This is a genomic window from Alistipes sp. DJF_B185 (assembly GCF_964250025.1).
In the GTDB taxonomy this organism is placed as follows: domain Bacteria; phylum Bacteroidota; class Bacteroidia; order Bacteroidales; family Rikenellaceae; genus Alistipes; species Alistipes finegoldii.
Map to the genome: position 1 here is coordinate 179,839 of NZ_CAXUDY010000004.1, position 26,112 is coordinate 205,950.

Annotated in this window: 14 protein-coding genes; 4 read left to right on the plus strand and 10 right to left on the minus strand. The window is 59.0% G+C overall.

What is annotated here, in order from left to right:
* Positions 1–9: 9 nt before the first annotated feature.
* The 9 genes from ACESTR_RS07300 to ACESTR_RS07340 form a co-directional block, all read right to left on the minus strand.
* Positions 10–1,983 carry an SUMF1/EgtB/PvdO family nonheme iron enzyme gene (locus tag ACESTR_RS07300; RefSeq protein WP_279064545.1) on the minus strand — a complete coding sequence of 658 codons (1,974 nt, stop codon included), beginning with the start codon at positions 1,981–1,983 and terminating at the stop codon, positions 10–12.
* A 12-nt stretch (positions 1,984–1,995) separates the two neighbouring features.
* A complete protein-coding gene (locus tag ACESTR_RS07305) occupies positions 1,996–2,436 on the minus strand; it encodes a DUF5017 domain-containing protein (RefSeq protein ID WP_009597769.1) in 441 nt (146 codons plus the stop codon).
* The gene (locus ACESTR_RS07310) at positions 2,430–3,992 is read right to left on the minus strand and encodes a RagB/SusD family nutrient uptake outer membrane protein (RefSeq protein WP_195559559.1); all 1,563 of its coding nucleotides are present in this window, start codon (positions 3,990–3,992) and stop codon (positions 2,430–2,432) included. The genes ACESTR_RS07305 and ACESTR_RS07310 overlap by 7 nt, the downstream gene beginning before the upstream one ends.
* Positions 3,993–4,003: 11 nt before the next feature.
* On the minus strand, positions 4,004–7,141 hold the full coding sequence (locus ACESTR_RS07315) for a SusC/RagA family TonB-linked outer membrane protein (protein WP_302267938.1): 3,138 nt from the start codon (positions 7,139–7,141) through the stop codon (positions 4,004–4,006).
* An 82-nt stretch (positions 7,142–7,223) separates the two neighbouring features.
* Positions 7,224–9,218 carry a hypothetical protein gene (locus ACESTR_RS07320; protein WP_244076271.1) on the minus strand — a complete coding sequence of 665 codons (1,995 nt, stop codon included), beginning with the start codon at positions 9,216–9,218 and terminating at the stop codon, positions 7,224–7,226.
* A 27-nt stretch (positions 9,219–9,245) separates the two neighbouring features.
* Complete coding sequence (locus ACESTR_RS07325) at positions 9,246–11,021, minus strand: L-fucose isomerase (protein ID WP_302267939.1); 1,776 nt, start codon at positions 11,019–11,021, stop codon at positions 9,246–9,248.
* Positions 11,022–11,055: 34 nt separating this feature from the next.
* On the minus strand, positions 11,056–12,540 hold the full coding sequence (locus ACESTR_RS07330) for a sodium:solute symporter (RefSeq protein ID WP_373179047.1): 1,485 nt from the start codon (positions 12,538–12,540) through the stop codon (positions 11,056–11,058).
* Positions 12,541–12,559: 19 nt separating this feature from the next.
* The gene (locus ACESTR_RS07335; RefSeq protein WP_373179048.1) at positions 12,560–13,477 is read right to left on the minus strand and encodes a dihydrodipicolinate synthase family protein; all 918 of its coding nucleotides are present in this window, start codon (positions 13,475–13,477) and stop codon (positions 12,560–12,562) included.
* A gap of 79 nt (positions 13,478–13,556) precedes the next feature.
* A complete protein-coding gene (locus ACESTR_RS07340; protein ID WP_373179049.1) occupies positions 13,557–14,612 on the minus strand; it encodes a LacI family DNA-binding transcriptional regulator in 1,056 nt (351 codons plus the stop codon).
* Between the two features lie 93 nt (positions 14,613–14,705).
* Between ACESTR_RS07340 and ACESTR_RS07345 the strand changes: the two genes are divergently transcribed.
* The 4 genes from ACESTR_RS07345 to ACESTR_RS07360 all read left to right on the plus strand — a co-directional run bounded on the left by ACESTR_RS07345 (position 14,706) and on the right by ACESTR_RS07360 (position 21,894).
* Positions 14,706–16,346 (plus strand): ribulokinase, encoded by a 1,641-nt coding sequence (locus tag ACESTR_RS07345; RefSeq protein ID WP_373179050.1) that lies wholly within the window; start codon positions 14,706–14,708, stop codon positions 16,344–16,346.
* Positions 16,347–19,187: an outer membrane beta-barrel protein gene (locus ACESTR_RS07350; protein WP_373179051.1), complete on the plus strand. Its 2,841-nt coding sequence runs from the start codon at positions 16,347–16,349 to the stop codon at positions 19,185–19,187.
* Between the two features lie 102 nt (positions 19,188–19,289).
* Positions 19,290–20,891 carry a sulfatase gene (locus tag ACESTR_RS07355; RefSeq protein WP_302267943.1) on the plus strand — a complete coding sequence of 534 codons (1,602 nt, stop codon included), beginning with the start codon at positions 19,290–19,292 and terminating at the stop codon, positions 20,889–20,891.
* Between the two features lie 271 nt (positions 20,892–21,162).
* Positions 21,163–21,894 (plus strand): GntR family transcriptional regulator, encoded by a 732-nt coding sequence (locus ACESTR_RS07360; protein ID WP_009597830.1) that lies wholly within the window; start codon positions 21,163–21,165, stop codon positions 21,892–21,894.
* A 343-nt stretch (positions 21,895–22,237) separates the two neighbouring features.
* Here ACESTR_RS07360 and ACESTR_RS07365 read toward each other — a convergent pair whose 3' ends face one another.
* The gene (locus ACESTR_RS07365; protein ID WP_302267944.1) at positions 22,238–25,426 is read right to left on the minus strand and encodes a GH92 family glycosyl hydrolase; all 3,189 of its coding nucleotides are present in this window, start codon (positions 25,424–25,426) and stop codon (positions 22,238–22,240) included.
* Positions 25,427–26,112 lie beyond the last annotated feature (686 nt).

A 26,112-nucleotide genomic window follows, 5' to 3' on the forward strand; every position in this document is an offset into this window, starting at 1 on the left:
GCAGGTCTTTTAATCGTTTTGTTCCAGCCATTTGAGGTTGAAACGGTAGTGGTTTTTACTGCTCAGCAGGTGGATTATTCCGTCGGGCGACTGCGTCATCGCCAGGTATCCCCGTGGTTCGGCCCGGTCGGCGTCCGTTTCGAAAAAGCCGGTCCACGCCCCGCCGTCCATGAACCGGTATTGTCCGTCGGTGATGAGTTTGCGGACAGGCCACGTCTTGCCTTCGTCATAGGACACGGCGGCGAACATGCCGCTTTTGATCTTCCCGCCCAAACGCATCCGGTCTTCGTCCTTGGGCGGACGCAGGGGGTGGTGGGTGAAGGATACCAATACGATCGGCCCCTCTTTCAGCCGGATCATCGTACAGCGCTGGCCGCCTGAAATCGGCGGGAACGGAGAGGCTTGGTAACGCCATGTTTTGCCCATGTCGCCGGAGATGCTCCGGGTCATTCGGCGGCGCCCCTTCGCATCGGCGACGTCGTTGCCGCGGCCGAACGCCATCAGCGAGCCGTCCCTGAGCTGGACAACGCAGGCGTGGATACCCGCGATCATGCCGCCGGTGCGTCCCGCTTCGAACTCTTCGGGCTTTTCCCCGCAGGGAGATGTCCAACTGCGGCCGTCGTCGCGGCTGATTTGAATCACCGAACCTTCGTTGTTGTCGGGGCCTCCGTCGCAGGCATTGATGAGCCAGCCTTCGCTGCTGCGGATCATGCCGGCGATGACCTGATGTCCCGGAGTATGTTCCGGGGAGACGATCTGCGGGCGGCTCCATGTCGCGCCGTTGTCGTCCGAGGTCTGCGCCAAGAGCGCCAGATTGCGCCACCAGCCGCCGGCTTCGACGCCGTTGAGCAGATAGATGCGGCCGCTGTCGGGATCGCACCGGAGCGACGATCCGGTCATGTTGCGGTCGGGAACCTTGCACAAAAGGCTCGCTTCGTCCCACGAGTCGGCTCCGCAGCGCAGGCGGCTGTGCCAGATAGCCATTTCCCGGCCGAATTCGCTGATCGTCGAGAACCAGACGGCGAGCAGGTCGCCGTTACGGCACCACGTGACTGCCGGACAATGGTTGTGGGGATACATCGGTGCTGTGGAGATCTGCGGCGGTATGACGTATTCAATGGGAGTGTAATAACGCGGTTGGTCGTTCATATCTACCCAATGTGCGACGTGTTGCGCTACAGGTTCGGCGGCGGTGGAAGCGGGAACCGGCTTCGTGGCCGGATAGGGCGCTTCGATAATGCGGAATCCGGTCAGGAAATGCTTGTCTTCCGGGATCATGGCCATGCGGTTGGCCGAGCGGAGGTATTCGACGGGGGTCGAATGGCTGCCGCCGCGCGTCACCTTGTAAAAGCCGTCGGCATATCCCACCGGATCGGTCTGGTCGCCTCTGAAATAGGGGCCGTACCAGTCGTAACACCACTCTTCGACGTTGCCGTGCATGTCGTACAGTCCGAAGGCATTGGGCGCGCTCTGCGCCACGGTCAGATCGACGGGGATGAACGAGTGATGCTCTTCCTGATTCTTCAGCGCCGCTTTGGGAAGCCGGTCGCCGAAGGAGTAGTGCATGCAGGAGCCGGCCCGGCACGCGTATTCCCATTCGGCTTCGGTCGGAAGCCTGTAGGTGCGGCCCTCCTTTTCGGAGAGCCAGCGGCAAAACGCATCGGCCTGATGCCAGTCCACGAAGATCACGGCTTCGTTGTCCCCGCTCGAAAACCCCTGTTTGCCGCGCAGGGCGCGGTGCGAAGGATCGAACGCTTCGTACTGGGCGTTGGTGATCTCGGTGACGGACATCCGGAACGGTCGGGAGATGACCACTTTGTGGATCGGCGTCTCGTCGTAGTCTGCGCCCGGTCCGCCGGAACCCATGTAGAACCAGCCGGCCGGGATTTCCGCGAACCGGATCGTCGGGCCGGGCTCCCCGGCCGAACAAACGTTTCGGCCGAGGAGGAGCAGCAGGGCGGTAAAAAGTGTTTTTCTGTTCATCGCAGAAGTGTTTTATTCGTTGTCCGCAGGTTCGGCGATCGTTATTTTCAATCGTGCGACGACTTTGCTTTCGCCTTCGAACGTGGCGTTCCGGGCGACGAATACGGCGTCGTATTCCCCTGCGGTTTCGTAAATATATGAATAATTGTCGGCTCTGGCATTCATGGCTTTGACCGGAATGCCGTAATTGGCGGTTCCTTCGCCGTCGATTTTCCCGGCGTATTCGTATTTGTGTCCTGCTTCGCCCGAATAGAAGGTGATGTAGTCGGGGTTGCCGCTGAAGTTGAAGTATACCTCTTTGCCGGCTTCATAGACATTGCCGCTGTCGGGAGTCACCCCGAACGAAACGTCTTCCAGCACCTCCCCGCAGGAGATCAGGCACAACAGAAGGGCCGTAATAAACGTGATGATCAGATTCTTTTTCATCGTATCGGTGATTAAGTCCTTTACCATAAGGGATTTTGTTTGATCGAGAAGTTGGTAGCCAGTTCCTTGCTCGGTATTGGATACCAGTTGTGGCGGTACTCGGTGTAGTCGGCGATTCCGTCCGCATAGCTTTTGTTCGCGTGCCAGCGGGGATCGGCCACCTGCGCCCGGCGCTCCGTGGTCATGGCTTCGACGTAGAGTCCCCAGCGGATCAGGTCCAGACGGCGCAGCCCTTCGAAGCAGAGTTCGCGGCCCCGCTCGTCGATGACGAGCCGGCGGAAATCCTCCTGACCGAGACCTGCGACGGCCGGATAGTCGGAATTGGCCCGCTGACGCACCTCGTTGATACATTCGTACGCCAGAGTCGTCGGACCGCCGTAGGCTTCGTTTTCGGCTTCCGCCAGCATCAGCAGTACGTCCGAATAGCGCAGCACGGGAAAATTGATCGGCGTGTAGTCCTTGTCCTTCGTGTCGGAAAGTTCGTATTCGCGGCGGAATTTGCCTGCGTTGCAGTAAACGTACTGTTTGTTGTTGAGGTTGCGCCACAGTTTCTCTCCGTTGCGGTAGTAGTACTCGCAGATATTCCAGTCCCGGCGCACGTCGTTCGGATCGTCGAACAGGTCGAACAGTTTGAGCGTCACCGATACGTATCCGTAACCGAATCCGTAGGCGTCGTTCTGGTTGTTGTAAACGCCGTTGTAGCTTCCGACGCAGCCGCCCGTGGTGTGGCCGTCCTGATTGTTGCCCTTGAATTCGATTTCCCAGATGCTTTCGCGGTAGGTGAGATCATAGATATCCTTGCTGAGGTTGGTGAACACCTCTTTGTAATCGGGATTCAGCGTATGGAGCCGGCTGTTACGGACTTTGCGCGCCCAGTATGCGGCCTTTTCGAAAGCCTCCTTGCCTTTGTAGAGGGGGAAGCCGCCCATTTTCAGATAGACGCGGGCGAGGATGCCTTGGACGGTCGATTTCGAGATGCGGCCCGGTCCGTTGAGCTGGTCGGCCGTCCTGACCTGTCCTACGACGTCCTCCATTTCGGTTGTGATGAAGTCGAAAACCTCCGCGGCCGGAGTCGAGGGCATCTGAAGCGCTTCCATGTCGGTGTCGCGGGTCGATTTGAGGCGTAAGGGTACGTCGCCCCAAAGGCTCGAAAGCGTGAAGAAATAGTAGGCGCGCAGGAATCGTACTTCACCCATGTATTGGGCGATGAGCGTTTCGTCGATCGGCGAGCCCTGTATATATTCGAGGAACGAGTTGGCGCGGTCGATACCCGTGTAGAGATTCGCCCAGAGGTTGTTCAGCGTCGCGTTCGTATAGGTGTAGTTGTTCAGAAACAGTTCCTGCTTGGTATAGTTGCGGTCGTAGTAGCTCAGGTCGTCCTGCAGGTTGAAGGCATAGAACCAGTCCCGGCCGTAGAACGACAGGTCGGACAGCGGCGCGTAAACGCCGACCAGTGCTTTCTGAACGCTCTCCTCGTCCTTGTACGAGGTTTCCGGCGACACGAAACCCGCAGTCTCGACGTCGAAGAAATTGCAGGAACCAAGCGTTATGCCTGCGATGAATATAAAAAGTAGTTTTTTCATGATCGTTGTTTTTAGAATACGACGTTGATTCCGAAGTTGTAGACGCGTGAGCGCGGGTAGGCCGACCAGTCGTATCCGGGAGTGAGCGCCGTATTTTTGGTCGAAACTTCGGGGTCGTAACCCGAATAGTTGCTCCATGTCACCAGATTCTGCGCCGAGAAGTAGACCCGCAGCTTCTGGACGAAGAATTTCTTGGTGATCTTGGAGGGCAAGGTGTAGCCCAGCGAGAGATTTTTCAGGCGCAGGAACGAGCCGTCTTCCACTTCGAAGGTCGAATACTGGGAGGAACCCCAGCCGCCCACGCGCGGAATGTCGCTCATCGGATTTTCGGGAGTCCAGCGTCCGCAGTACTCCTTCCAGCGGTTGTAGCCGACCTCCGATTTGCCGCGTACGAACTGCGTGCGCGCGGCGTTGAGGATGTCGTTGCCGTAATTCCACTGGAAGAAGACGTTCAGGTCGAAACCGAAGAATTCGAAGGTGTTGTTGAAACCTCCCGTGTGCAACGGCTGGCCGCGTCCGATGATCGTACAGTCGTCGGCATTGACCGTGCCGTCGCCGTTGATGTCGCGGAAGCGCGCGTCGCCCGGCTGCACGCCCGAACGGCCGGTGCCGTTGTCGGGAATGTCGGCTTTGAGGACCCATTTGCCGTCGACGTTGTCGAAGTCGTCGTATTTGTAAGTCCCTTCGTAGATATAGCCGTAAAGCATGCCCATCGGCTTGCCGATTTTGGTGATATAGGCGTTGTTGTAGGAGATGACATTGACGATGCTCTCCTGATTGTGCGACAGCGCCAGCACCTTGTTGCGGTTGAAGGCGATGTTGAAATCGGTCGTCCAGCGGAAGTTTTTCGTGTTGAAATTCTCGGTCTGGAGCGTGAATTCCCAGCCCTGATTCCGGACTTTTCCGATATTCATGGTGTTGGTGGAGAAGCCCGACGAGGGTGGGATGTCGGCGGACAGCAGCAGGTCGGAGGTAATCTTGCGGTACCAGTCCACGGCGATCGTAAGCCGGTTGCGGAACAGTCCCAGATCGACTCCCGCATCCCACTGCGTGGTGGTTTCCCATTTGAGATTCCGGTTGCCCAGATTGACGATGATGTTGCCCGTGGTGTTGCTGTTGTCGAACGGGTACTCCGATCCCTCCGTGGCGTACATCTGCGTCCGGTATGCGTATTCCGAAACGCGGTTGTTGCCCGTCTGTCCCCAGCTGGCCCTGAGTTTCAGGTTGGAGACGACCTTGTTCTGACTGAGGAACTTCTCGTTGGAGATGTTCCATGCGGCGGAGGCCGACGGGAAGTAACCCCAGCGGTTGTTCTTGGCGAACTTCGAAGAGCCGTCGGCACGGAACGTCGCCGTGAAGTAATACCGGTTGTCGTAGTTGTAGTTGATGCGCGACAGGAACGACATCAGCGTCCATTCCGCCGAATTGTAGGTCGAAACCACCGGGGAGCCTTCGCCGAATCCGTTGATGCCCAGATGCTCGTTGGGAATATGCGTGGCCTTCATGTAGGTATTTTTGTAGCGGCTGCCCTGCATGGTCTGTCCCAAGAGAATGTCGAATTTGTGCTTTTCGTCCTTGTCGAAGGCGGTCTTGTAGGTCAGGGTGTTTTCGTTGACCCACTGTTGGGTCGATTTGTTCTGCACCGATGCGTTGACTCCGTCCGAACGGTATTTGTTACCCGTGCGCGAACGCGAACCGTTGAATTGCTCATTCGAATAATCGTCCGTCAGGAATCCGCCCATGACTTTGAGCTTCAAGTCTTTGATGATTTCGTATTCGACATAGGCATTGGCCCTGAAATAGTTGTTGATGCGTTTGCGGTATTCGTCCGAAACGATGTAGATCGGGTTTACCCGGAAATCCTGCGACGGGTTGATCGAGGGATCGACCCACTCGTTGATCAGGTCGTCGTCGCCGACCGACACGAACGGACGGTAGCTCCATACGTTGGGTAGCAGGTTGGCGCTGCCCGTGTAGTTGGTCTGCGAAGGAGAGTCGCCGGTCTGCAGGATACGCGAATAGTTCGCCGTCGCCTGTACGTGCCATTTCTTGGCGAAGCGGTGGTCGATCGTGGCGCGGCCCTGATAGCGGCTGTAATTCGAATTTTTGATGATGCCGTCCTGATCGAGCATGGAAAGCGTTGTGCTGAATCGCGTGGAGCGGTTGCCGCCCGACAGATTGACCGAGTACTTCTGTATGGGAGCCGTCCGGAAGATTTGATCCTGCCAGTCGATGCTCTTTACGTTGCGGTAATCCTCGATCGTGCCCCCTTCGCCCAGATAGGTTTTGTTGAAGTCGGCTTCGGTCATGATCTCCTGCTGAAGTGTGACGAACTCATAGGCGTTCATCAGGTCGATTTTCTTGGATATCTGAGCGAATCCCCAGCTTGCGTCGAAAGTCACTTTCGTCGTTCCGGGAGTGCCCAGTTTGGTGGTGATGATCACCACGCCGTTGGCGGCGCGGGCGCCGTATATCGCGGTTGCTGAAGCGTCTTTGAGAATGCTGATCGAAGCGATGTCCGAGGGGTTGAGGGCACCCATCGAGGTGTCTTCCAGCGGGAAACCGTCGATGACGTAGAGCGGTGAGTTGGACTGCGTGACGGAGTTGCTGCCGCGGATGACGATATTCATCTCCTCGCCGGGCATGCCTTCGTTCGAAGTTACCTGCACGCCGGCTACGCGGCCCGCGAAGGCTTCGCCGATGTTGCCGGCGTCGGTTTTGAGCATGTCGCCGACGTTGGCGCGTCCCACGCTGCCCGTCAGGTCCTTGTATTTCACTTCGCTGTAGCCGACGACCACGACTTCGTCGAGACGGGCGTCGGTGGCGGTCAGCACGACGTTTATCTCGGTTTTCTGACCTACGGGAACTTCTTGCGACACCATGCCCAGAAAAGAGAACACGAGACTTGCGGTCGGCGGTACGTTCGAAAGGACGTAACGTCCTTTCGAATCGGATACGGCGCCCCGGTTCACCTCTTTAATGATGACGGTGGCTCCTTGCAGCGGCAGGCTGTCGGGACCCATTACGGTGCCGACGACCTTATGTCCTTTGGTCTGCGCCCCGGCAGGTCCCGCCATCCCCGCGAAGAGTACGGGGAGAATCAGCCAGAGCCGTAAGTTGCGGCGCAGTGCATTATATATACGAATCATCTTGTTTGGTTTTTTAGGTTTTTGCTTTGCCGGTTCGTTCCCTGCGCAGATATCCTGTCTGCGCAGGGAATGCTTCCGGTCGTTATTCCTTGACGCAGCGGATCGTTTGGGCATTTCCGCGCTGGAAGGTGTAGAGCGGATCGACCTCTTTCCAGTCGTTCTTGAATGCCAGACAGCAGCTCTTCGTTCCGGCGGAGGGAGCCGAGGTCCAGTAATAGTAGAACGAACCGCGGTTCAGTGCGCCGGAGCTGTAGTAGCGGCACCCGTTGTAGGGGAACCACGCCTGCTCGCCCGAACCCGTGGCTGCGTAGTAGAGATACCATCCGCGTTTGGTCGGACTTGTGTTTACGACGTTGTGTTGGGCAGGGTCGGTGGTGTTTTCTCCCGTCTTCGTGAAGATCGAGAAGGCATCCTTGCCCGGAATCCTGTAGCCGGGGGGACACGGATCGTAGATCGACTTTTGATGAGTCGCGGTCAGCTCTTCCTCGCCCTGCGGATTGCCCCAGAGGTAGTTGTTGCGTCCGGCGAAAAGCCAGTCCGCCGCCTTGAGGAAGGTTACGGGATTCTGGATCGCATTGGCGATCGTGCCGGTGGATGCGTCGGAAGCGGCGACGCTCACCTTGGTTACAGATCCGTAGAGGGTCGGTTCGGTCATGTCGTAGAATTTCGACGAACCGGGGATCGGGTCCTTGCGCCCCCATTGGTAGGACATGCCCAGCGAGCCGGTGTCGTCCAGCGCCGATGTGGCGCCCAGACTGCGGTCCATGAAGGTATAGCTGTTGCCGTATTTATTGGCCATGTAAACCTGATCGGCGGGGTGGTCCGTACACCAGATATGCCAGCTCCACATGATGCGGCCCTGCTGGTCCTTGACCGCTATGAGGGCGTTGCCCTTGCCGGCCGAGGTGTTGAACGAGACGATGCCGTCGCTGAGTACCAGTTCCGAGATCAGTCCGTCGGTCGTCTCCCACAGCAGTTCGGCCGAGACGGGGGCGATTGTCGCCGGTGCCGTGAGCGGATTGCCGAGGTAGTCGGTGAAGCTTCCGCCGGGGATAATGCCTTCGCTGCCGTTGCCCATTACGGTCGCATCGAAACTGCACCGCGCTTCCTTGTCGACGATGTAGCAGTTGGCCGTTCCTTGTGCGCTGAGGTTGAGCGCCGGGAGTTCGTGGGTGATCTTGACTTCTCCTTCCGCGGGAGTCTCGCTGTCGGTCGCCGTGAACTGATCGAGCGGAAGCGAAACGGAAATCGCGCTCCCTTCCGGACTGGATTGGGCGGGCCGTTTGTTGAAAAGAAACGTGTAGCGGTCCGTGCTGACCAGATAATACATGTTGGCGGCCTGTGTCAGGTCGCAGGGGGCGAGGCCGATGGTAAATTCGATTTTATCGGCCAGCGACGGGGCTTCGTTGAACGTGTAGGTGATGCTGTTGGACGATCCCCGGAGCTGAGCGTCGGGATCGGTCAGGTCGAAGTCGCATGCACCCGCGAAATTTACGCCTTCGGCCGTAATCTTGATGGAATTGACCTTTTCGGAAGCGTATTTTCCTTCGGAGGTGAAGTCGAACGAGAGCTGCGCCGTGGCGGCCTTTTTGCGGAAAACGAACTGCGATTCGCTGGCCGCTTTGACCTCTTCGCACCGGGCGGTCATGATGTTGTTGGCGCCTGCGGTCCGGGCGTTCTGCATGGTGCCGATGACGACCGGAGCCGTAAAGCCGTTCATGGCGCTTACGGCAGGATAGACGGCGTAAAGGGGCGTTTGTTCGAAATCGAGCGAACCGTTGAATTTTCCGGTTGCGGTGCCGATGCCGGTTGCGACGTCGAATGTGCCGGCGTGCAGGCCGTCGGTGACGGTAATGGCATCGTCGACGAGCCAGACGGTCGCTCCGGTTTCAGCGGCGCCGGTTCGCGTCGTCGAACTTTTATCCGTGACGCCTGCCTCCGGAATGATCGCCGTAAGCCCCGAAAGCCGGTTGCCGAATCCTGTCGTCGGGGGAACCTGCTGCGTTTGCTCCGGGTCGTCCGAACAGCCGAGGAGTGCCGTGCAGACGGTGAGCGTTAGAAGTTTTCTGATGGTCATGGTTGCGGTTTTTAGGTGTGTCGGTCGTTATTTGTAGATCGGTCCGTAGGTCGCGCAGGCGCGATAGTCGGAACCTTCCGGGTCGGAGCCGAAGGCGCCCCATGCCGAGGGGCGGAAGAGCCGGTCGGCGTCGAGGTTGTGCATGGCTACCGGAATGCGGAGCATCGCGGCCAGCGTGACGAGGTCGGCGCCGACGTATCCGAAACTGATGGCGCCGTGGTTGGCTCCCCAGTTGTTCATCACCGAATAGACGTCGCGAAAAGCGCCGTGGCCTGTCAGGCGGGGGGCGAACCATGTCGTCGGCCACGTGCGGTCGGTGCGCTTGTTGATGATCTCGAAAATCTCGTTGTCGACGTTTACGGCCCAGCCTTCGGCGATCTGCAATACGGGGCCGAGTCCTTTCACGAGATTCAGGCGGCACATGGTCATCGGCATTTCGCCGCGGGTGAGGAAGTGCGACGAGAATCCGCCGCCGCGCATATATTCACGTCCTGCCGGGTACCATGTCGTGGCTTGGAGACATGCTTCCGCTTCTTTGTCGGATATCTCCCAGAACGGCTTCATTGCGGGATTGCCCGCCGCATCGGACTGCTGTCCCGTGGCGTCGAGCGTGCAGGAACCCGAATTGATGAGGTGGATGATGCCTCCTGCGGCGCGGCCCGTGAGCCGGCGGCCCGTGACGCGCTCGACGGCTTCGGGGGACCAGAACGTGCGTACGTCGGCGAAGAGCTGCGCCCGGTTGGTCAGCAGGTGCAGCAGGAGCATCGAAGCGCCGTTGAGCGTGTCGTTTTCCGTGGCGAAGGTGACTGCTTCGCGGATGCCGTTCCAGTCGAACGACGAGTTGAGGATCGCTTCCGGGAAGTCGCCGTCGGGTCGGAAGTCGGTCCACTGGCGCTGCCCTTGGAATCCCCCGGCAATGGCGTTGTGTCCCATGGCCTCCTCTTCGAAGCCCATTTCGGCCAGTTTCGGATTGCCGTGCATCAGGTCACGGAAGATGAGTGTCATCTTTACGACATATTCCCAGACGGCGTCTTTTTGTTCGCGTGAATAGACCAGATGCGCGGGGTTGCAGTCGCTGCCTTCGTTGGGCTTGCAGTATTTTTCGACCCACTCCATGGCGCGGGCGAACTCCCCCTTGTCGTAGATGCCCAGTTCGATGCGGCGTTCGATCTCCGAGCAGTCTACCGCTTCATTGCGCATGCCGAGGTACTCCTGAAAGAAATCGGGGTCGGGCATAGAGCCTGCGATACCCATCGACACCGAACCGATCGAAAGGTAGGATTTGCCCCGCATCTGCATGACGGCGACGGCGGCGCGGCCGAAACGCAGGAGTTTTTCGCGTACGTCGGCGGGAATCGTATCGTCGTCCATATCCTGTACGTCGCGGCCATAGATGCCGAAGGCAGGCAGTCCCTTCTGGTTGTGCCCGGCCAGTGCCGAAGCCAGATAAACGGCGCCCGGACGCTCCGTGCCGTTGAAACCCCAGATGGCTTTGGGGGTGAGCGGGTCCATGTCGATGGTTTCGGCGCCGTAGCACCAGCAAGGGGTGACCGAAAGGACGGCGCCGACATTGCTGTCGCGGAATTTGTCGGCGCAGGCCGCGGCTTCGGCGACCCCGCCGATCGTGGTGTCGGCGATGACGCATTCGACGGGCGAGCCGTCCGAATAACGGAGTTCTTCGCTGTAAAGACGCGCTACGCGTTGCGCCATGCCCATGGTCATTGCTTCGAGCGATTCGCGGATTCCGCCGCGGCGGCCGTCGATGATCGGACGGATCCCGATTTTAGGATGTGAAGTGGTCATATTCTGTGTTTTTCAGGTTGTTTGTTCGTGTCGGCTATTCGGCTTCTCGGCGGCGGTTCAGGGCCGTGAGCAGGAAGCCGGTGAGGAAGATGACCGTCGTGCCGAAGACGATCGTCAGGTAGGTGTGCAGCGGACTGTGGAAACGGTAGAAGGGCGAACCTTCGTTGATCAGCGGCGAGAGGCTCATCCACGCGATGGTCAGCAGTCCGAGGATCACGGCGAGGACCGCGTGGACCCGGCGCACGGTCTTGCAGACCACGCCCAGCAGGAACAGTCCGAGCATGCCGCCGCTGAAGATCGACGCCAGCTTCCACCATGCGTCCAGCACGCCGTCGATGCGCATCATCAGCAGCCCGACGACGATGCCGAGCGTGCCGACGACGAACGAGGTGGCGTAGAGCGTACCCATATTCTGCTTTTCGGTAAGCTCCTTTTTCGAGAGCCGTTTGGCGAAGTCGGTCAGTACGATGGTCGCCGAGGAGTTGATGCTCGTGGCGACGGTAGACATGCCGGCCGAGAAGAGCGATGCGACGACCAGTCCGGTCAGTCCGGTGGGCAGCCCGTGGACGATGAACCACGGGAAGACCTGATCGGACGGCGTGCCGGCGGGGAGCAGTTCGGGCCGGGCCGTATAATAGGAAAAGAGCGCCGTGCCGATGTAGACGAAGACGAGCGAGACGGGGATGTAGAGCAGACCGCCGAAGAGTGTCGATTTCACGGCTTCGGCCGTCGATTTGGTGGTCATATAGCGCTGTACATAGTTCTGGTCGATGCCGTAGTTTTGCATATTGACGAAAAGGCCGTAAATCAGCACCACCCAGAAGGTCGGTTCGGTCAGCGACAGCGAGAAACTGCCGAGGCTGAATTTGCCGTGTGCCGCGGCGATTTCGAAGAGCTGTCCGGGGCCTTCGGGCATGGTGAAGGTAAGGATCGCGGCGCAGGCGAGGGCACCCACGATCAGAATGATGCCCTGTATGGCGTCGGTCCAGACCACGGCGGCGATACCGCCCAGCAGTGTGTAGATCAGGGTGGCGATTCCCGTGCAGATGATGATGGTCTGAATGTCCCAGCCGAACATCGTGTTCAGCGGCAGGGCCAGCAGCAGCAGGATCGAGCCGATGCGCGCCAGTTGCGTCAGCAGGTAGCAGACCGCCACGTAGCAGCGCGCCCAGTAGCCGAAACGCATTTCGAGGTAGTGGTAGGCCGAGACGCTGTTTACGCTGCGGTAGAGGGGAATGAATACCTTGGCGGCCAGCCATGTGGCGATAGGGATCGAGAGACTGAATACAAAGGGATTCCAGTTGCCTTTGTAGGCGTCGCCGGGCAGGCCGAGAAAACTGATGCTGCTGACGAACGTGGCGAAAATCGACATGCCCACGACCCATGTCGGCAGCGATCCTTCGGCGGCGGTGAATGCGGCCGCGCCTTTGCGGCTGCGGAAGTAGAAGCTGCAGCCGAAGAGGGCGACGCCGCCGACGAAGACGAAAAATACGAGGTAATCGAGTAAGGTTATCTCCATGAGGGTTGGTTGTTATGGGTTATACGTTGCAGTTGGCGCCCAGCGCTTCGAGTGCCTGACGAATCCGGGCGCGCTCCTCGGTGCGGAATTTCCGGTAGGGGTACGAGAGGTAGTCGTCGCAGACTCCCAGCAGCGAAAGTGCGCATTTGACGCCTTTCAGGTAACTCGATCCGTATTTTCCGACGGTATAGACCGATGTGCTGATCTGCATGATGCGGCGCTGGATTTCGCGGACGCGGGCGATGTCGTGGGCGCATGCGGCGTCGTACATGGCGACGTAGAGTTCGGGAAAGATGTTTGCGCCGCCGTTCACGCCACCGTCGGCGCCGAGCAGGACGCATTCGCCCGTCAGCTCTTCGGGTCCGACATAAAGTGAAAAGTCGGGATTGTCCCCCAAGTGGTAGAGGAGTGTCTGGAAGTAGGTCATGTTGGCCGAGCTGTCTTTCAGTCCGATAATGTTCGGATGGTTGGCCAGCGTCTTGACGGTCGCGGGTTCGAGGAAGACCTTGACGTGCGACGGCATGTTGTAGAGGTAGAGCGGCAGGGGCAGGGCGTCGGCCAGCGCCGTGTAGTATTCGATCAGCTCCTGCTGCGAAGGGGCGAAGTAGTAGGGCGGGGCGGCCACGACGCCGACGGCGCCGCATTTGGCGGCATGCTCCGCGAGCCGGACGCTCTCGATGAAGGCGGTGTCGGTGACTCCGACCAGCACGGGGATGCGTCCTGCGACCTGACGGCATACCAGCTCGACGAATTCATAACGCAGCCGGTAGGTCAGGCTCTGGGCTTCGCCCGTCGTGCCGAGCAGAAAAATGGCGTGGACTCCGCCGGCGACGAGGTGCTCCGTGAGTCGTACGGTTCCTTCGCGGTCGAGTTCGTCGTCGCCCTTGAGCGGGGTAATCATCGGGGGAATGATGCCCTGAAGTTTGGTAGGGTGCATGGTGAAGGGGTTTAGCGATATTTAGTTTATTCGTATATTTTATTGTAAATCGTTTTAGCCAATCAGCGAAAAGAGGAAATTATTCCTCGATAAGTTGCGAAATTTCCGTTTCCCGGCCGGGTATGCCGCTCTCGACGATTTCGGGCGTCAGTACGATGCGGATGCTGTTGATCGGCTGGTCTTTCTGTTCGATATTCTTGATCAGCAGGTCGAGGGCTTCCGTGCCGAACTGTTCGATCGGCTGCCGCACGTAGGCGACGGTCGTTTTGTAGATGTCGAAGGCTTCGTTGCTGTCGAAACAGGCCATGGCGAAGTCCTGCGGAACGCGCCAGCCGTTGCGGAAAATGGCTGTCAGTCCGTTGGCGGCCAATGTGTTGGTGGCGAATACGAACGCTTCGACATTGCGCATCTTCGCATCGCGGACGATCTCGTCGATTTTGCCGAGTTTGTCGTGACGCAGGTGATGGATGTTGATCCGGTCGCTCAGGCCGGCTTCCGTCATGCAGAAGCGGTAGCCCTCTTCGCGCTCCCTGATGTTGGACAGGTTCATCGAGTAGGAGATCATTTCGATCCGCGTGAAACCCTGACGGATCAGCGCCTGAGTGGTTTCGACGCCGGCGCGCCGGTTGTTGAGTACGACGCTGCTCAGTTCGGTGTCCGGCACTTCGCGGTCGAGCAGTACGACGGGGATATTCTGCAGGGCGACATTGCGGATAATTTCATCGGCACCTTCGCAGGGGACGATGATCAGCCCGTCGATGCCCTTGTTGCGGAAAACCTCGATCAGGTTTTCGAGTTTCTGCGGATTTTCGTCCGTACTGCCGAACAATACGGTATACTTATGTTTATATGCGCGGTCTTCGATGCAGCGGGCGATGTCGGCGAAAAACTTGTTGGAGATGTCCGATACGATTACCCCGATGGTGTTCGTCTTGCCGCTGCGAAGCGTACGTGCGGCATTGTTGGGCTGGTAGTTAAGCTTTTCGGCGACCTCCAGAATCCGTTGCGCCGTCTCTTTGTTGACGCGGTAGGTCTCCTTGCCGTCGGCTTTGTTGTTCATGACGAATGACACCAGTGCGATCGAAACGCCCGCTTCGGTGGCTATGTCCTTTATGGTTACTTTGCGTGTCCGCATATTTTTTGCGATTTTTTGTGATATCCCGGAAATTCTCTTACCTTTGCAAAGGTAATTAAAACGTTTTAACAAACAAATTTTTTGCGATTTTTTATGCTGCGACGTGATATGCAAACTCAGACCAAGTATGTAATAGGAGTCGATTTCGGTAGCGATTCGGTGCGCTGCCTGATTGTCGGCACGGCCGACGGGGCGGAAATCGCATCGGCGGTGGCGGCGTATCCCCGCTGGAAAGAGCGGCTTTACTGCGATCCCTCCCTGAATCGCTACCGTCAGCATCCGCTGGACTATATCGAATCCTTGGAGCAGTGTGTGCGCGAAGCTTTGGAAAAGTGCGGCAAAGAGGTGGCGGACAATATCTGCGGCATCTCTTTCGACACGACCGCTTCGACGCCGGCGCTGACCGACGAGCGGGGCGTTCCGCTGGCCCTGCTGCCCGAATACGCCGAAAATCCCGATGCGATGTTCGTGCTTTGGAAAGACCATACGGCATTGGCCGAAGCGGATGAGATAAACGATCTGGCGAAACGCTGGGAGGTCGATTATACCCGTTACAGCGGTGGCGCCTACTCCTGCGAATGGGTGTGGGCGAAGATGCTGCACTGCCTGCGCAGCGATCCCGCATTGCGTGCGAAAACCTGTTCGTGGGTCGAGCACTGCGATTGGATATGTGCACTGCTGACGGGCGACACGAAGCCCGAAACCATTGCCCGAAGCCGTTGTGCGGCAGGGCACAAGGCGATGTGGCATGAGTCGTGGGGCGGTCTCCCGTCGCCCGAATTCCTCTCGGCGGTCGATCCGCTGCTGGATATTTTCCGCGGGCATCTCTATACCCGGACCGTTACCGGTGACGAATGTATCGGCGGGTTATGCCCCGAATGGGCCGCACGGTTGGGACTGCGGCCGGGGATTGCAGTCGGCGTGGGAGCTATCGACTGTCATGTGGGCGCTGTCGGGGCGGGAATCGTTCCCGGAACCTTGGTAAAGGTGATGGGGACTTCGACTTGCGACATCGTGGTCGGTACCTACGGCGAAGTCGGGGACCGTGTCGTACGGGGCATCTGCGGTCAGGTCGACGGCTCGGTACTGCCCGGATATGTCGGATTCGAAGCCGGACAGGCTGCTTTCGGCGACATCTATGCTTGGTTTCGGCGGATCATGGCGTGGCCCTTGAGCCGGATCGCGCAGGGGGACGAAACTCTTGAGGAGCGGATACTCGGCGAGCTGACGGCCGAGGCCGAATCGCTGCCGCTGACGACCGGAGATCCGGTCGCGCTCGACTGGCACAACGGACGCCGGACACCGGATGCGGACCCCCGCGTGCACGGAGCGATCGACGGCCTGACGCTGGCGACCTCCGCTCCGGCTGTCTTCAAGGCGTTGGTCGAAGCGACGGCTTTCGGTTCCCGTGCCATCAACGAGCGGATGCTCGAAGAGGGGGTGCCGATCGACAACATCATCGCTATCGGAGGCATCGCGCGCAAATCTTCTTTCGTGATGCGCACGATGGCCGACGTGATGGGCATGCCGATCCGGGTGCTGGACAGCGATCAGGCCTGTGCGCTGGGGGCTGCGATGTTCGCGGCCGTTGCGGCGGGCATTCATGGGTCGGTTGCCGAAGCGCAGCAGGCTATGCGCCCCGGTTTTTCGGCCGAATATCGTCCCGATATGGAACGGCATGCAATTTATGATTATCTTTATGCGCGTTATCTGGAACTCGGAGCAGCGCGTTAAATGATAAAGAGGCTTTTCCTGCTGGCGGCCCTCGCGGGCGTGTTGAGCGTGTCGGCGCAGAACGGCACGCTGCACCTGCGTCTGGTCGATCGCGTTACGCGGGAACCGGTCGTCGGGGCCGTGGCCGAACTGCGCTCGCAGGCCGATACCGCCCGGACTCCGTTTTATGCGGCTTCCGACATTGACGGGGCGGCGCTGTTGCAGCGTGTGCCGGCCGGGGCGTGGCGGCTGCGCGTGACTTCGCTCGGATACGAGGCTTTGGAGCGCGAGCTGCGGACTTCGGGCGGGAAAACCGATCTCGGAACGCTGGAGATGTCGCCCGGCGCCGAAGCGATCGAGAGCGTGGTGCTGGAGGTGCCGGCACTGAGGTCGTCGATTCGCGGCGATACGCTGAGCTACCGGGCCTCGGCCTACAAAGTCACGTTCGGAGCCGACGCCGGGGCGCTGATCGGCAAGATGCCGGGGCTGGAGGTGGCCGACGGCGTTATCGAAGCGCAGGGCCGGACCGTGCAGCGGGTGTTCGTGGACGGCCGCGAGTTTTTCGGCAACGACGTGATGTCGGCAGTCCGCAACATTCCGGCCGATATGGTCGAAAGCATCGACGTCTACAATTCGCAGGGCGACCAGTCGGAATTTACGGGCGTGGACATCGGCGACGGCTATACGGCCATCAATATCGTGACGCAGCCCGACAAGCGGCGCGGCGCTTTCGGCCGCCTGTTCGCCGGGTACGGAATCCCCGACAAATATATCGGCGGCGGCAATGTCAATATCTTCGACCGGGCGCGGCGGCTGTCGGTCATCGCGCTGGTGAACAATGTCAATATGCAGAATTTCTCGTCCGAGGATATTCTGGGGACGACGGAGCAGGGGCAGGCCAACGCCCGCAGCGGCAGCGGCAACTTCATGGTGCGGCCGCTCGACGGCGTCTCGACGGTGCAGGCCGTGGGCGCGAACTACAGCGATGAGTGGGGCGAAAAGGCCAAGATTACGGCCAGCTATTTCTTCAACCGGGCCGACAACCGCAACGAAAGCCTGACCGACCGGCAGACCTTCACCTCTTCGGAAAAGCTGGTGCTGTACGACGGCGCGACCGATGCGCGGATCGAAAATGTCAACCACCGCTTCAATTCGCGTTTCGACTACAAATTCAACAACCGCCATTCGCTGATGATGCGCACGGCGTTCAGCGTGCAGGATTACCTGCTCGACAACGAGACCTTTAGCCGTACCGACAACAAATTCGCGGACGACGACATCCGCTTCGTGAACCGCCGCCGCAACTTCGCGCACAACGACAATTTCGGGTACAACGTCTCCAACAACCTGATTTACCGTTACCGGCTGCCGGGCAGCAAGCTGCGCAGCCTGACTTTCGGCGTCGGCGGCCGATACAGCGGCGGGGAGCAGTTCAGCCTGCCGCGGCAGTATACCTTCCGCGATCCGGACGACATCGAAGCCGATACGACCGATTACGACGCCCGCAATATTTCGCGTACGAACCGGGAACAGCCCGGCTATTACGTCAGCGGAAACGCGGCCTACACCCATGCGTTCGGCCGGCGTTCGCGCATGAGCGCCGATTACCGCGTGACTTACGCCGCCAACCGGGTGAACCGCCGGACGGTGCTTTTCGACAATAAAACCGGGATGTTCGGCCCGGAACCCGATCCGCGCCAGTCTACGGATTACGATTACGACTACCTGACCCAGCGTGCGGGGCTTTCCTACCAGTATCTTTTTAAGAAGACCAAGGTCGCGGCGTCGGTCTATTACCAGCATGTCGATTTCGGGGGCGACTACACGCTGCCCGTGCCGGACAGGACTTCGGCGTCGTTCGACAACATAACCTACAGCGTGGTGGGCAACATCCATTTCGACCGCAGCAACCTGCTCAGGATCGACGCAGCGTCGCGCACGCGGAATCCCCGCGCCGCCGATCTCCAGAGCATCGTCAATACCACCAACCGGCAGCATGTCTTTGCCGGAAATCCGGGGTTGAAGCCCGTCTATACGCATGATCTTTCGGCGCAGTATATCCGTTCGAACGCCGCCAAGGGCCGCACCTTCACGCTTGCCGTGCGGTTTTCGGCCAGCCCCAATACGATTGCCGATTCGCTGGTGATCGACACGCCGCACTTTGTCATCGACGGCGACGGCACGGAGCTGGGGGAGGGCAACCAGTTTGTGCGGCCGGTCAATCTGCCGGGCTATTGGAACCTGCGCACGACGCTCAGCTACGGTTTTCCGGTGCGGTGGCTGCGCAGCAACCTCAACGTCAGGGCCGGAGTTACGACCGGGCGTATTCCGAGCGTCATCAACGGAACGCGCAACCGCCTGAACGGGGATTCGTACGACGCCGGGCTGACGCTGGGGAGCAACATCTCGGAGAGCGTCGATTTCAAAATCGGCTATACGGGCTATTACAACGTGAGCCGCAACAGTTCGCAGATACGGACCGTGGACAACGTCTATGTCAGCCAATACCTCACGGCCGACCTGAACTTCGTGGTGCGGCAGCGGATCGTGCTGCGCGGCAGCGCCGACTACAACTATTACAAGGGAATCACCGACACGTTCCGCGAGGAGCGGCTGATCTGCAACCTGCAGGTCGGATGCAAACTCTTCCGCAGGCGGCTGGGCGAGGTGACCGTCGGCGTCAATGATCTCTTCGACCAGAACGGCACGACTTTCCGCCGCACGGTGACGGGCACCTACATCCGCAACGTCTCGAACCTCGGTCTGGGCCGCTATTTCCTCGCCCAGTTCTCGTACAACCTGCGCCTGTTCCCGCGTCAGGGAGCCGCCGTGACCCGCATCTTGCAGCAGGGGGTGGAATAAACACGCCGATCAGAGTTTTTCGACCGAAAAACCGGATGCCGGAGTCGTATTTCCGGATTTTATCGCTATATTTGTTCATACATTTAAATAAAGTAAGGACAAATGAGGCAGAATCATCTCTCTCCGGCCCTCCTCTGCGGAGTTGCGGCCGCCGTTCCCGCGGCATGCGCCGCGCAGCAGGGGGCGGGCGGCAGGGAATCCGGGCGGCCCAATATCGTCTATATCATGACCGACGACCATGCTTATCAGACCGTCGGCGCCTACGGGCATCCGATTTCGCGGCTGGCTCCGACGCCCAATATCGACCGGCTGGCGCGCGAAGGGATGCTTTTCCGCGAGGCGTTCGTCGAAAACTCGATCTCGGCGCCTTCGCGGGCGACCCTGCTGACCGGCGTGTACAGCCATCGTCACGGGCAGACCACGCTCAGCTACGGCATTATGGATACGACGCTGGTGCATTTCCCCGAACTGCTCCGGGCCGAGGGCTACCTGACGGCGATCTTCGGCAAATGGCACCTGAGCGTCGAACCCAAGGGCTTCGATCATTACGACCTGCTGTGGGATCAGGGGGAGTATTACAATCCGGTGATGCGCACGCCCGAAACCGGCGGCAGGTACGTCCGTCAGGAGGGATACGCCACCGACATCATTACCGACCACGCTTTGGCGTGGCTCGACGCGCGCCGGGACGACGACGCGCCTTTCTGCCTGATGATCCACCACAAGGCCCCGCACCGGAACTGGATGGCCGACCTGAAGTACCTCGATCTGTACGAGGATGTCGAGTTCCCGGAGCCGGAAACCCTTTTCGACGATTACGCCACGCGCGGCGACCAGATGCGCCAGCAGCAGCTGACGATCGACCGCCACATGGGATATGCCTTCGATTTCAAGGTGGAGGAGCTGAAGGACGAGCCGACTCTGCAATACATTCACGACAGCTGGGATATCGCCATGAGCACGCTGACGCCCGAACAGCGCCGCGTGTGGGACGACTCCTACGGTCGTAAGAACCGGGACTTTCTGGCCGACCGTCCCGAAGGGAAGGAGCTGCTGCGCTGGAAGTACCAGCGTTACATACACGATTACTGCCGCACGATCCGTTCGGTGGACGACCAGATCGGCCGGGTGCTCGACTATCTGGAGGAAAACGGCCTGATGGACAACACGCTGATCGTCTACACCTCCGATCAGGGATTTCTGCTGGGAGAACACGGTCTCTACGACAAGCGTTTCATGTACGAGGAGTCGTTCCGCACGCCGCTGATCATGGCGTGGCGCGGGCATATCCGTCCCGGTACGGTCTGCCGGGAGCTGGTGCAGAATATCGACTATGCCCCGACGCTGCTCGACGCCGCCGGCGTTGAGGTCCCGGACGGAATGGACGGCGTTTCGCTGCAACCCCTGTTCCGCAGCGGAAAGGCGCGTGGCTGGCGGACGTCGCTCTATTACCAGTATTACGATTACCCAGCCGTCGGCAGCGTACGGGCGCATTACGGCATCCGGACCGATCGTTACAAGCTGATCCATTGGTTCGGTCCGGGGGCGGACGGCGATCCCGATATCGACTTCTGGGAGCTGTACGACCTGCGGAAAGACCCCTGCGAGGTGCATAATGTTTACGAGGAGCGCGGATACCTCCCTATCCGCCGGGAGCTGGCGCGGCTGTTGGCCGAAAAACGCGGCGAGTTGGGAATCAGATAGTTGGTTTGCATGTCGGTTGATAAGGACATCCGGAAAATCCTTTCCGGATGTCCTTGCTTCATGTCCGGTCGTAAAATACGTTTCCATGTATATGTTGTCTGTCGTTCCGGTCGCTGTATTTATGTGAGTACATTGAAACGCTCCTATTTTGCTATCGGTCCCCGATTTGCGGTCGTATTGCGGAATGGACGCTGCCGGAAAATATCGCATGTGCATACTATGTATAATCAAATAAATGTCGTATATTTGTATTACGATAATAAATAGCGCAATGAAACTTCGACTCGACCCGAACTCTACCCAGCCGCTGCATCAGCAGGCGGAGGAGCTGCTGCGCACAATGATTCAGCAGGAGGAGTATAAAAAAGGCAAGCTGATGCCCAATGAGGTGGAACTCTCCAAAGAACTGAACATATCCCGCAATACGCTTCGGCAGGCCATCAACCGGCTGGTTTTCGAAGGGTTGCTTATCCGCAAGAAGGGTTACGGCACGACTGTTGCGCCGCAGAACGTGATGAGCAACGCCCGCAACTGGATGAGTTTTTCGCAGGAGATGCACGCGCAGGGAATGGTGGTGCAGAATTTCGAACTGCATATCAGCCGCAAACACCCTTCGCAGGAGGCGGCTGCGTTTCTGAACGCTCCCGAAGGAACGAAACTGCTCTGTCTGGAGCGTTTGCGCGGACGTCCGGGACTGCCGTTCGTCTATTTCATCTCCTATTTCAATCCGGCGATTCCGATGACGGGCGAGGAGGATATGGCCATGCCGCTGTATGAGAACCTGCAGAAGAATTACGGCATCGTCGTCAAGACTTCGCGCGAGCAGATCTATGCCCGTGCGGCGAGTCCCGATCTGGCCGACAAGCTCGACATCAGCGAAGGCGCGCCGATTCTCGTGCGCAAGCGCTTCGTGCTCGACGTAAACGACAAACCCGTCGAATACAACATCGGCTATTACCGGGCCGACAGCTTTACCTATTCGATCGAGTTCACCAACGATTGACGGCGCGGCGGCTGAACCCGGCGGTGCGCAACTGAGACGGCAGGATGCAGGTCTGCGGTGCGCGGCTGAAATGGCGGCGCGGCCGAGACAGCGGGATCGGTGTCGGATGCGGCCGAAACGGCAGTGTGGCTGCAACGGCGGGGCGGTGTCCGGTATGGCTGAATCCGGCGGTGCAGAGACAGACCGGGCGCAGGGTTGGTCTGTAAGACGGTCCGGAGTGTCGGACTCGGTCTTTGCGGCGGGGCGTTCCGTAGGGAGGTTATGGACTGCGGAGCAGGCCGGTAGACAATACGAATAAAGGCGGAACTATGTTCCGCCTTTATTCTTGTCCGTATCTCCGGGGTTATTTCAGACCCCAGCTCTTGTTGGGTTCGGGTCCCATTTCGAGAACCAGCTCCCCGCCCTGCAGCAGCTCCGAAGCCGGGAAGTGGAACGTGTCGAGCTGTCTGCCGTTCAGGCGGGCGCTCTGCACGTAGATGTTTTTGCGCGAAGCGTTGTGGGCCTTGACGGTAAACTTTTTGCCGCGGCCGTAACGTTCGCCGAGGTCGATCGTCACTTCTTCGAAAATCGGGCTGGCGATTTCGTAAACCGGATCCACGCGGCATCCGCCGTCGGTCTGGAACAGACCGATCGAGGTCATGATCGCCCATGCGCTCATCTGTCCCTGATCCTCGTCGCCGAGGTAGGCGTTGGCGATGCCGTAACCGTAGTAGCGGTCGAGGATCGAGCGGCTCCAGCGCTGGGTGTTCCACGGCGTGTCGGCGTAGTTGAACAGGAATGCGAAGTGCATCGACTGCTGGTTGCCCTGCACGACGGGGTGGTCCCAATACTGGTCGTTCGGGGCGTTGTAACGCCACGCCTCGTCCTGATTGAAGCCCCAGAGCAGGCGGTCGGTGAAGCGCTGCTTGCCGATCTTCTCGACCAGCGCCGGGACGTCCTGCGGCACGAAGAAGGTGAGCTGCCATGCGTTGCCTTCGACGTAGTGCTGGTTGGCGCCGCTGCGGAAGGGATCGAAGTTTTCGAGCCATTGGCCCTTGCTGTCGCGCATGTGGCAGTAGCCCTCGTCGCTGATGACGTTGCGCCACCAGTAGCCGCGGTCGTTGAACGTGCGGTAGGTCTCTTCGTCGCCGAGCGCCTTGGCCAGCTGGCCTACGGTCCAGTCGTCGTAGGAGTATTCCATCGTATTCGAGAAGCGGCCCTTGTCGTAGGGGACGTAGTGGTGTTCCATGTAGGCGGTCAGGTCGCGGTTGCCGGCGAAGCCCTTGAATACCTTCTGCGCCGGGGTGGTCTGCATCTTGACCGAGGCTTCGAGCGCCTTCTTGGCGTCGAAGTCGCGGATGCCCATCTGCCATGCGCTGACGATCAGCGGAATTTCGTGTTCGCCGACCATGACGGGAATGTAGTTCATGCCTGCGGGACCTTTGGCCAGCCAGCCGTTGGCGTCGTACATCGCCAGCTGCGAGTTGACCCAGCGGCTGCTCCATTCGGGCGTCACGAGGTTCCAGAACTGGTTGAGGTTCCAGAACGTGTTCCAGAATGCGTCGCAGCCCAGCATGACGTCTTCCGAGGGATCGGCCACGGTGTGCACTTTGCCGTCGGTCGAAACCCACTGGCCGTTTACGTCGCTCCACGTGTTGCGGCTGCAGATCGCACGGTACATGTTGTTGTAGAAACGGACCTTTTCGAGCCGGTCGTTGGTCTTTACAGTCAGGCGGCTGAACAGGTCGTTCCATGTGTCCACCTGATTCCGGCGTACGGCCTCGAAATCCCAGCCGAAAGGTTCGGTGACTTCGGCGGCGAGGTTCTGCGCGGCGTTTTCGACGCTGACGAGCGAGATGCCCGAACGTACCTGTACGACGGGATTCCGCACGGGATCGAACTCCACGAACAGGCCTGCGTATTTGCAGGGGCCGCTGCTGAGCTCCCGGATGTCGTTGGCGACGACGTCGTCTTTCCAACTGCCCACGCGGAGGATCGGACGGTCGAATTCGACGACGAAGTGCAGTACGTAGTCCTGATCGGCGTCGTGGCTCCATACGCCCGGCGAGAACTGGTGGCACGAACCCTCGATGCGGTGCTCTCCGACCCGCTTCACCGAGACGTTTTTGAGCTGGATGCCGTACTCGGTTTCGGGATGCAGCTCGATCAGGATACGGCCCGTGCCGCGGTCTGCGGGGAAGGTGAAACGCTCGAAGCCGCAGCGCGTTGTGGCCGTCACTTCGGCCTTGATGCCGTAGTCGGTCAGGTCGGCGCTGTAATAGCCGATGTCGGCCCGCTCGGTGCGCTTGTCGATGCGCGAACGGTAGCCTTCGTCGGGCTTCTGTTCGTCGCCGACGCGGGTTTTCAGCTCGCCGTTTGCGGCCATGATGCCCAGTCCTCCGAGCGTCCATTCGTGGATATGGCTGAAACAGCCGATATTCTCGAACGAGGGCTGGTAGCCGGCCTGCCATCCCGTATTCTGGTTGTCGGGGCTCATCTTGACCATGCTGAACGGCATCCACGGTCCCGGCGCGATCATCCAGCGCGAGTGGGCCGTGCCGATGCGCGTATCCACGTAATCGGCCGGCGTCTGGAGCTTTTGCGGCGTGCGTACGACGCTGCCCCGTGCTATTTCACGGCCGTCGCAAAGAATCCGGTAAGCGCTCTTTTTGGCTTTCTTCACCTGCGGCATCGGGGCTTCGAGCTGGTAACGGCCCGTTTCGATGCGCTGGTTCAGTATCTCTTTGCCGTCGAGTTCGACGCTGAGCGCGGGTGCGCCTTCGAGCCATTCGAGATCGACCAGCAGGGGCTGGACGCGTCGTTTGCCGTCGGCCAGTTCATAGGGAGCGGCCTCGATGTTGCGGATGAAGAGCTGCTGCGGCTGTTCCACGTTCGTGCCGGCAGGGCCTTCGAGGCTCACGCGGTCGAAAAGTATCCACGAGCCTTCCAGCACGGTGATCGTCACCTCGTTGCCGCCGGCCTTGAGTACGCCGGGACGGATCGGGATTTCGAGCCGGCGGGGCGTCGCTTTGGCGAGATTGCCCGTGATCGACAGCGTATCGACGATCTTTTCCATCTGGTTGGGCTTGCGCTGGTCGGCGACGCTGAGTCCCGGAGCGTCGAGCTGGAACTTGGCATCCTGCGTATTGACCGAAACCTTTACCAGCGGCAGGAAGTTTTTGGCGTAATCGAGCAGATCGACGACGAGCGTGCAGGTTCCGTCGGAGGGAATCTCTTTCAGGCCGAAGAGGATATTGACCTGATGCGTGCGCCAGCCCGACGTGGGCCATGTGCCGCCCCACGTGTCGGCAGGTCCGGGCAGGACGTAGGGGAAATCGGCGGCGGGAACGGAGTGCCCGACGAGGAAATATTTGTCTTCATAGCCGAAATCGTTGGCGAGGAAGTCGCGGAAGCGGTCCGGAGCCAGTGCGAATTCGGACGCCGACCGGTCGGCCTGTCCCACCGTCCATATAACCGAAGGAGATTGCTCCGCAGCCGTTGCCGCCGTGGCGAAAAGGCATGCTGCAATTCCCGAAAACAATGTTTTTCTCATGGTTTGGGTTTGTTGGTTGATTAAATGTTCATACAATTTTGGCGTAAAATAAACAAAATTTTCGTGTAAATGCAAATTTCAGCTCTTTTTTGCTCGGAAAAGTTGAATTTGCCGCTGTTTTATGGTTTTTATTGTAGGTACATATGTGCGTTCCCTGCCGCCTGAAACAGGCGTCTGCCGGTGTTTACCTATTATTATATATGGAAAAGGCGGTTGCTGTCCGGGCTTCGCTCTCGGAATGCGGATAATTCGCCGTTGGCGGATATGTTGTCGCAGTAGGGCTGTTTTGCGCGTGACGGCGGTCGGCGTTGTGGTTTCCGACATCGGACATGCCCGATTGTCCGTCGGTGCAAAACCCGGTCGTCTACAAGGCGTTAAGCCTCCCGCCGGAATCTTCGGCCGCAGAGGGTGCGGTATGTTTCTGCTATGTATTTTATTGTTTGCACAATAATCGGTCTGGCATGTCCGGTCTTTTGGGATAGAGCGTGTTTGATACGTTTATTTATATTTAATATATTGAAATACAATGTTTTATGTTTCTTGTTCGTCTGCGTCGTATGGTGCGTTTGAAAAATTATTTGAAATTTTTTCGCTTGAAACAAACAGAATACGGAAAATATTTTTACATTTGCGATGTGGTAATGTATGGACATATGTGAAAACAACCCGACATATGTCTTTCCGGC

What these genes read in the sequence shown, in the direction of transcription:
- ACESTR_RS07300 (WP_279064545.1), bottom strand. Translation starts at nt 1,983, where the DNA reads ATGAACAGAAAAACACTTTTTACCGCCCTGCTGCTCCTCCTCGGCCGA.
- ACESTR_RS07305 (WP_009597769.1), bottom strand. Translation starts at nt 2,436, where the DNA reads ATGGTAAAGGACTTAATCACCGATACGATGAAAAAGAATCTGATCATC.
- ACESTR_RS07310 (WP_195559559.1), bottom strand. Translation starts at nt 3,992, where the DNA reads ATGAAAAAACTACTTTTTATATTCATCGCAGGCATAACGCTTGGTTCC.
- ACESTR_RS07315 (WP_302267938.1), bottom strand. Translation starts at nt 7,141, where the DNA reads ATGATTCGTATATATAATGCACTGCGCCGCAACTTACGGCTCTGGCTG.
- ACESTR_RS07320 (WP_244076271.1), bottom strand. Translation starts at nt 9,218, where the DNA reads ATGACCATCAGAAAACTTCTAACGCTCACCGTCTGCACGGCACTCCTC.
- ACESTR_RS07325 (WP_302267939.1), bottom strand. Translation starts at nt 11,021, where the DNA reads ATGACCACTTCACATCCTAAAATCGGGATCCGTCCGATCATCGACGGC.
- ACESTR_RS07330 (WP_373179047.1), bottom strand. Translation starts at nt 12,540, where the DNA reads ATGGAGATAACCTTACTCGATTACCTCGTATTTTTCGTCTTCGTCGGC.
- ACESTR_RS07335 (WP_373179048.1), bottom strand. Translation starts at nt 13,477, where the DNA reads ATGCACCCTACCAAACTTCAGGGCATCATTCCCCCGATGATTACCCCG.
- ACESTR_RS07340 (WP_373179049.1), bottom strand. Translation starts at nt 14,612, where the DNA reads ATGCGGACACGCAAAGTAACCATAAAGGACATAGCCACCGAAGCGGGC.
- ACESTR_RS07345 (WP_373179050.1), top strand. Translation starts at nt 14,706, where the DNA reads ATGCTGCGACGTGATATGCAAACTCAGACCAAGTATGTAATAGGAGTC.
- ACESTR_RS07350 (WP_373179051.1), top strand. Translation starts at nt 16,347, where the DNA reads ATGATAAAGAGGCTTTTCCTGCTGGCGGCCCTCGCGGGCGTGTTGAGC.
- ACESTR_RS07355 (WP_302267943.1), top strand. Translation starts at nt 19,290, where the DNA reads ATGAGGCAGAATCATCTCTCTCCGGCCCTCCTCTGCGGAGTTGCGGCC.
- ACESTR_RS07360 (WP_009597830.1), top strand. Translation starts at nt 21,163, where the DNA reads ATGAAACTTCGACTCGACCCGAACTCTACCCAGCCGCTGCATCAGCAG.
- ACESTR_RS07365 (WP_302267944.1), bottom strand. Translation starts at nt 25,426, where the DNA reads ATGAGAAAAACATTGTTTTCGGGAATTGCAGCATGCCTTTTCGCCACG.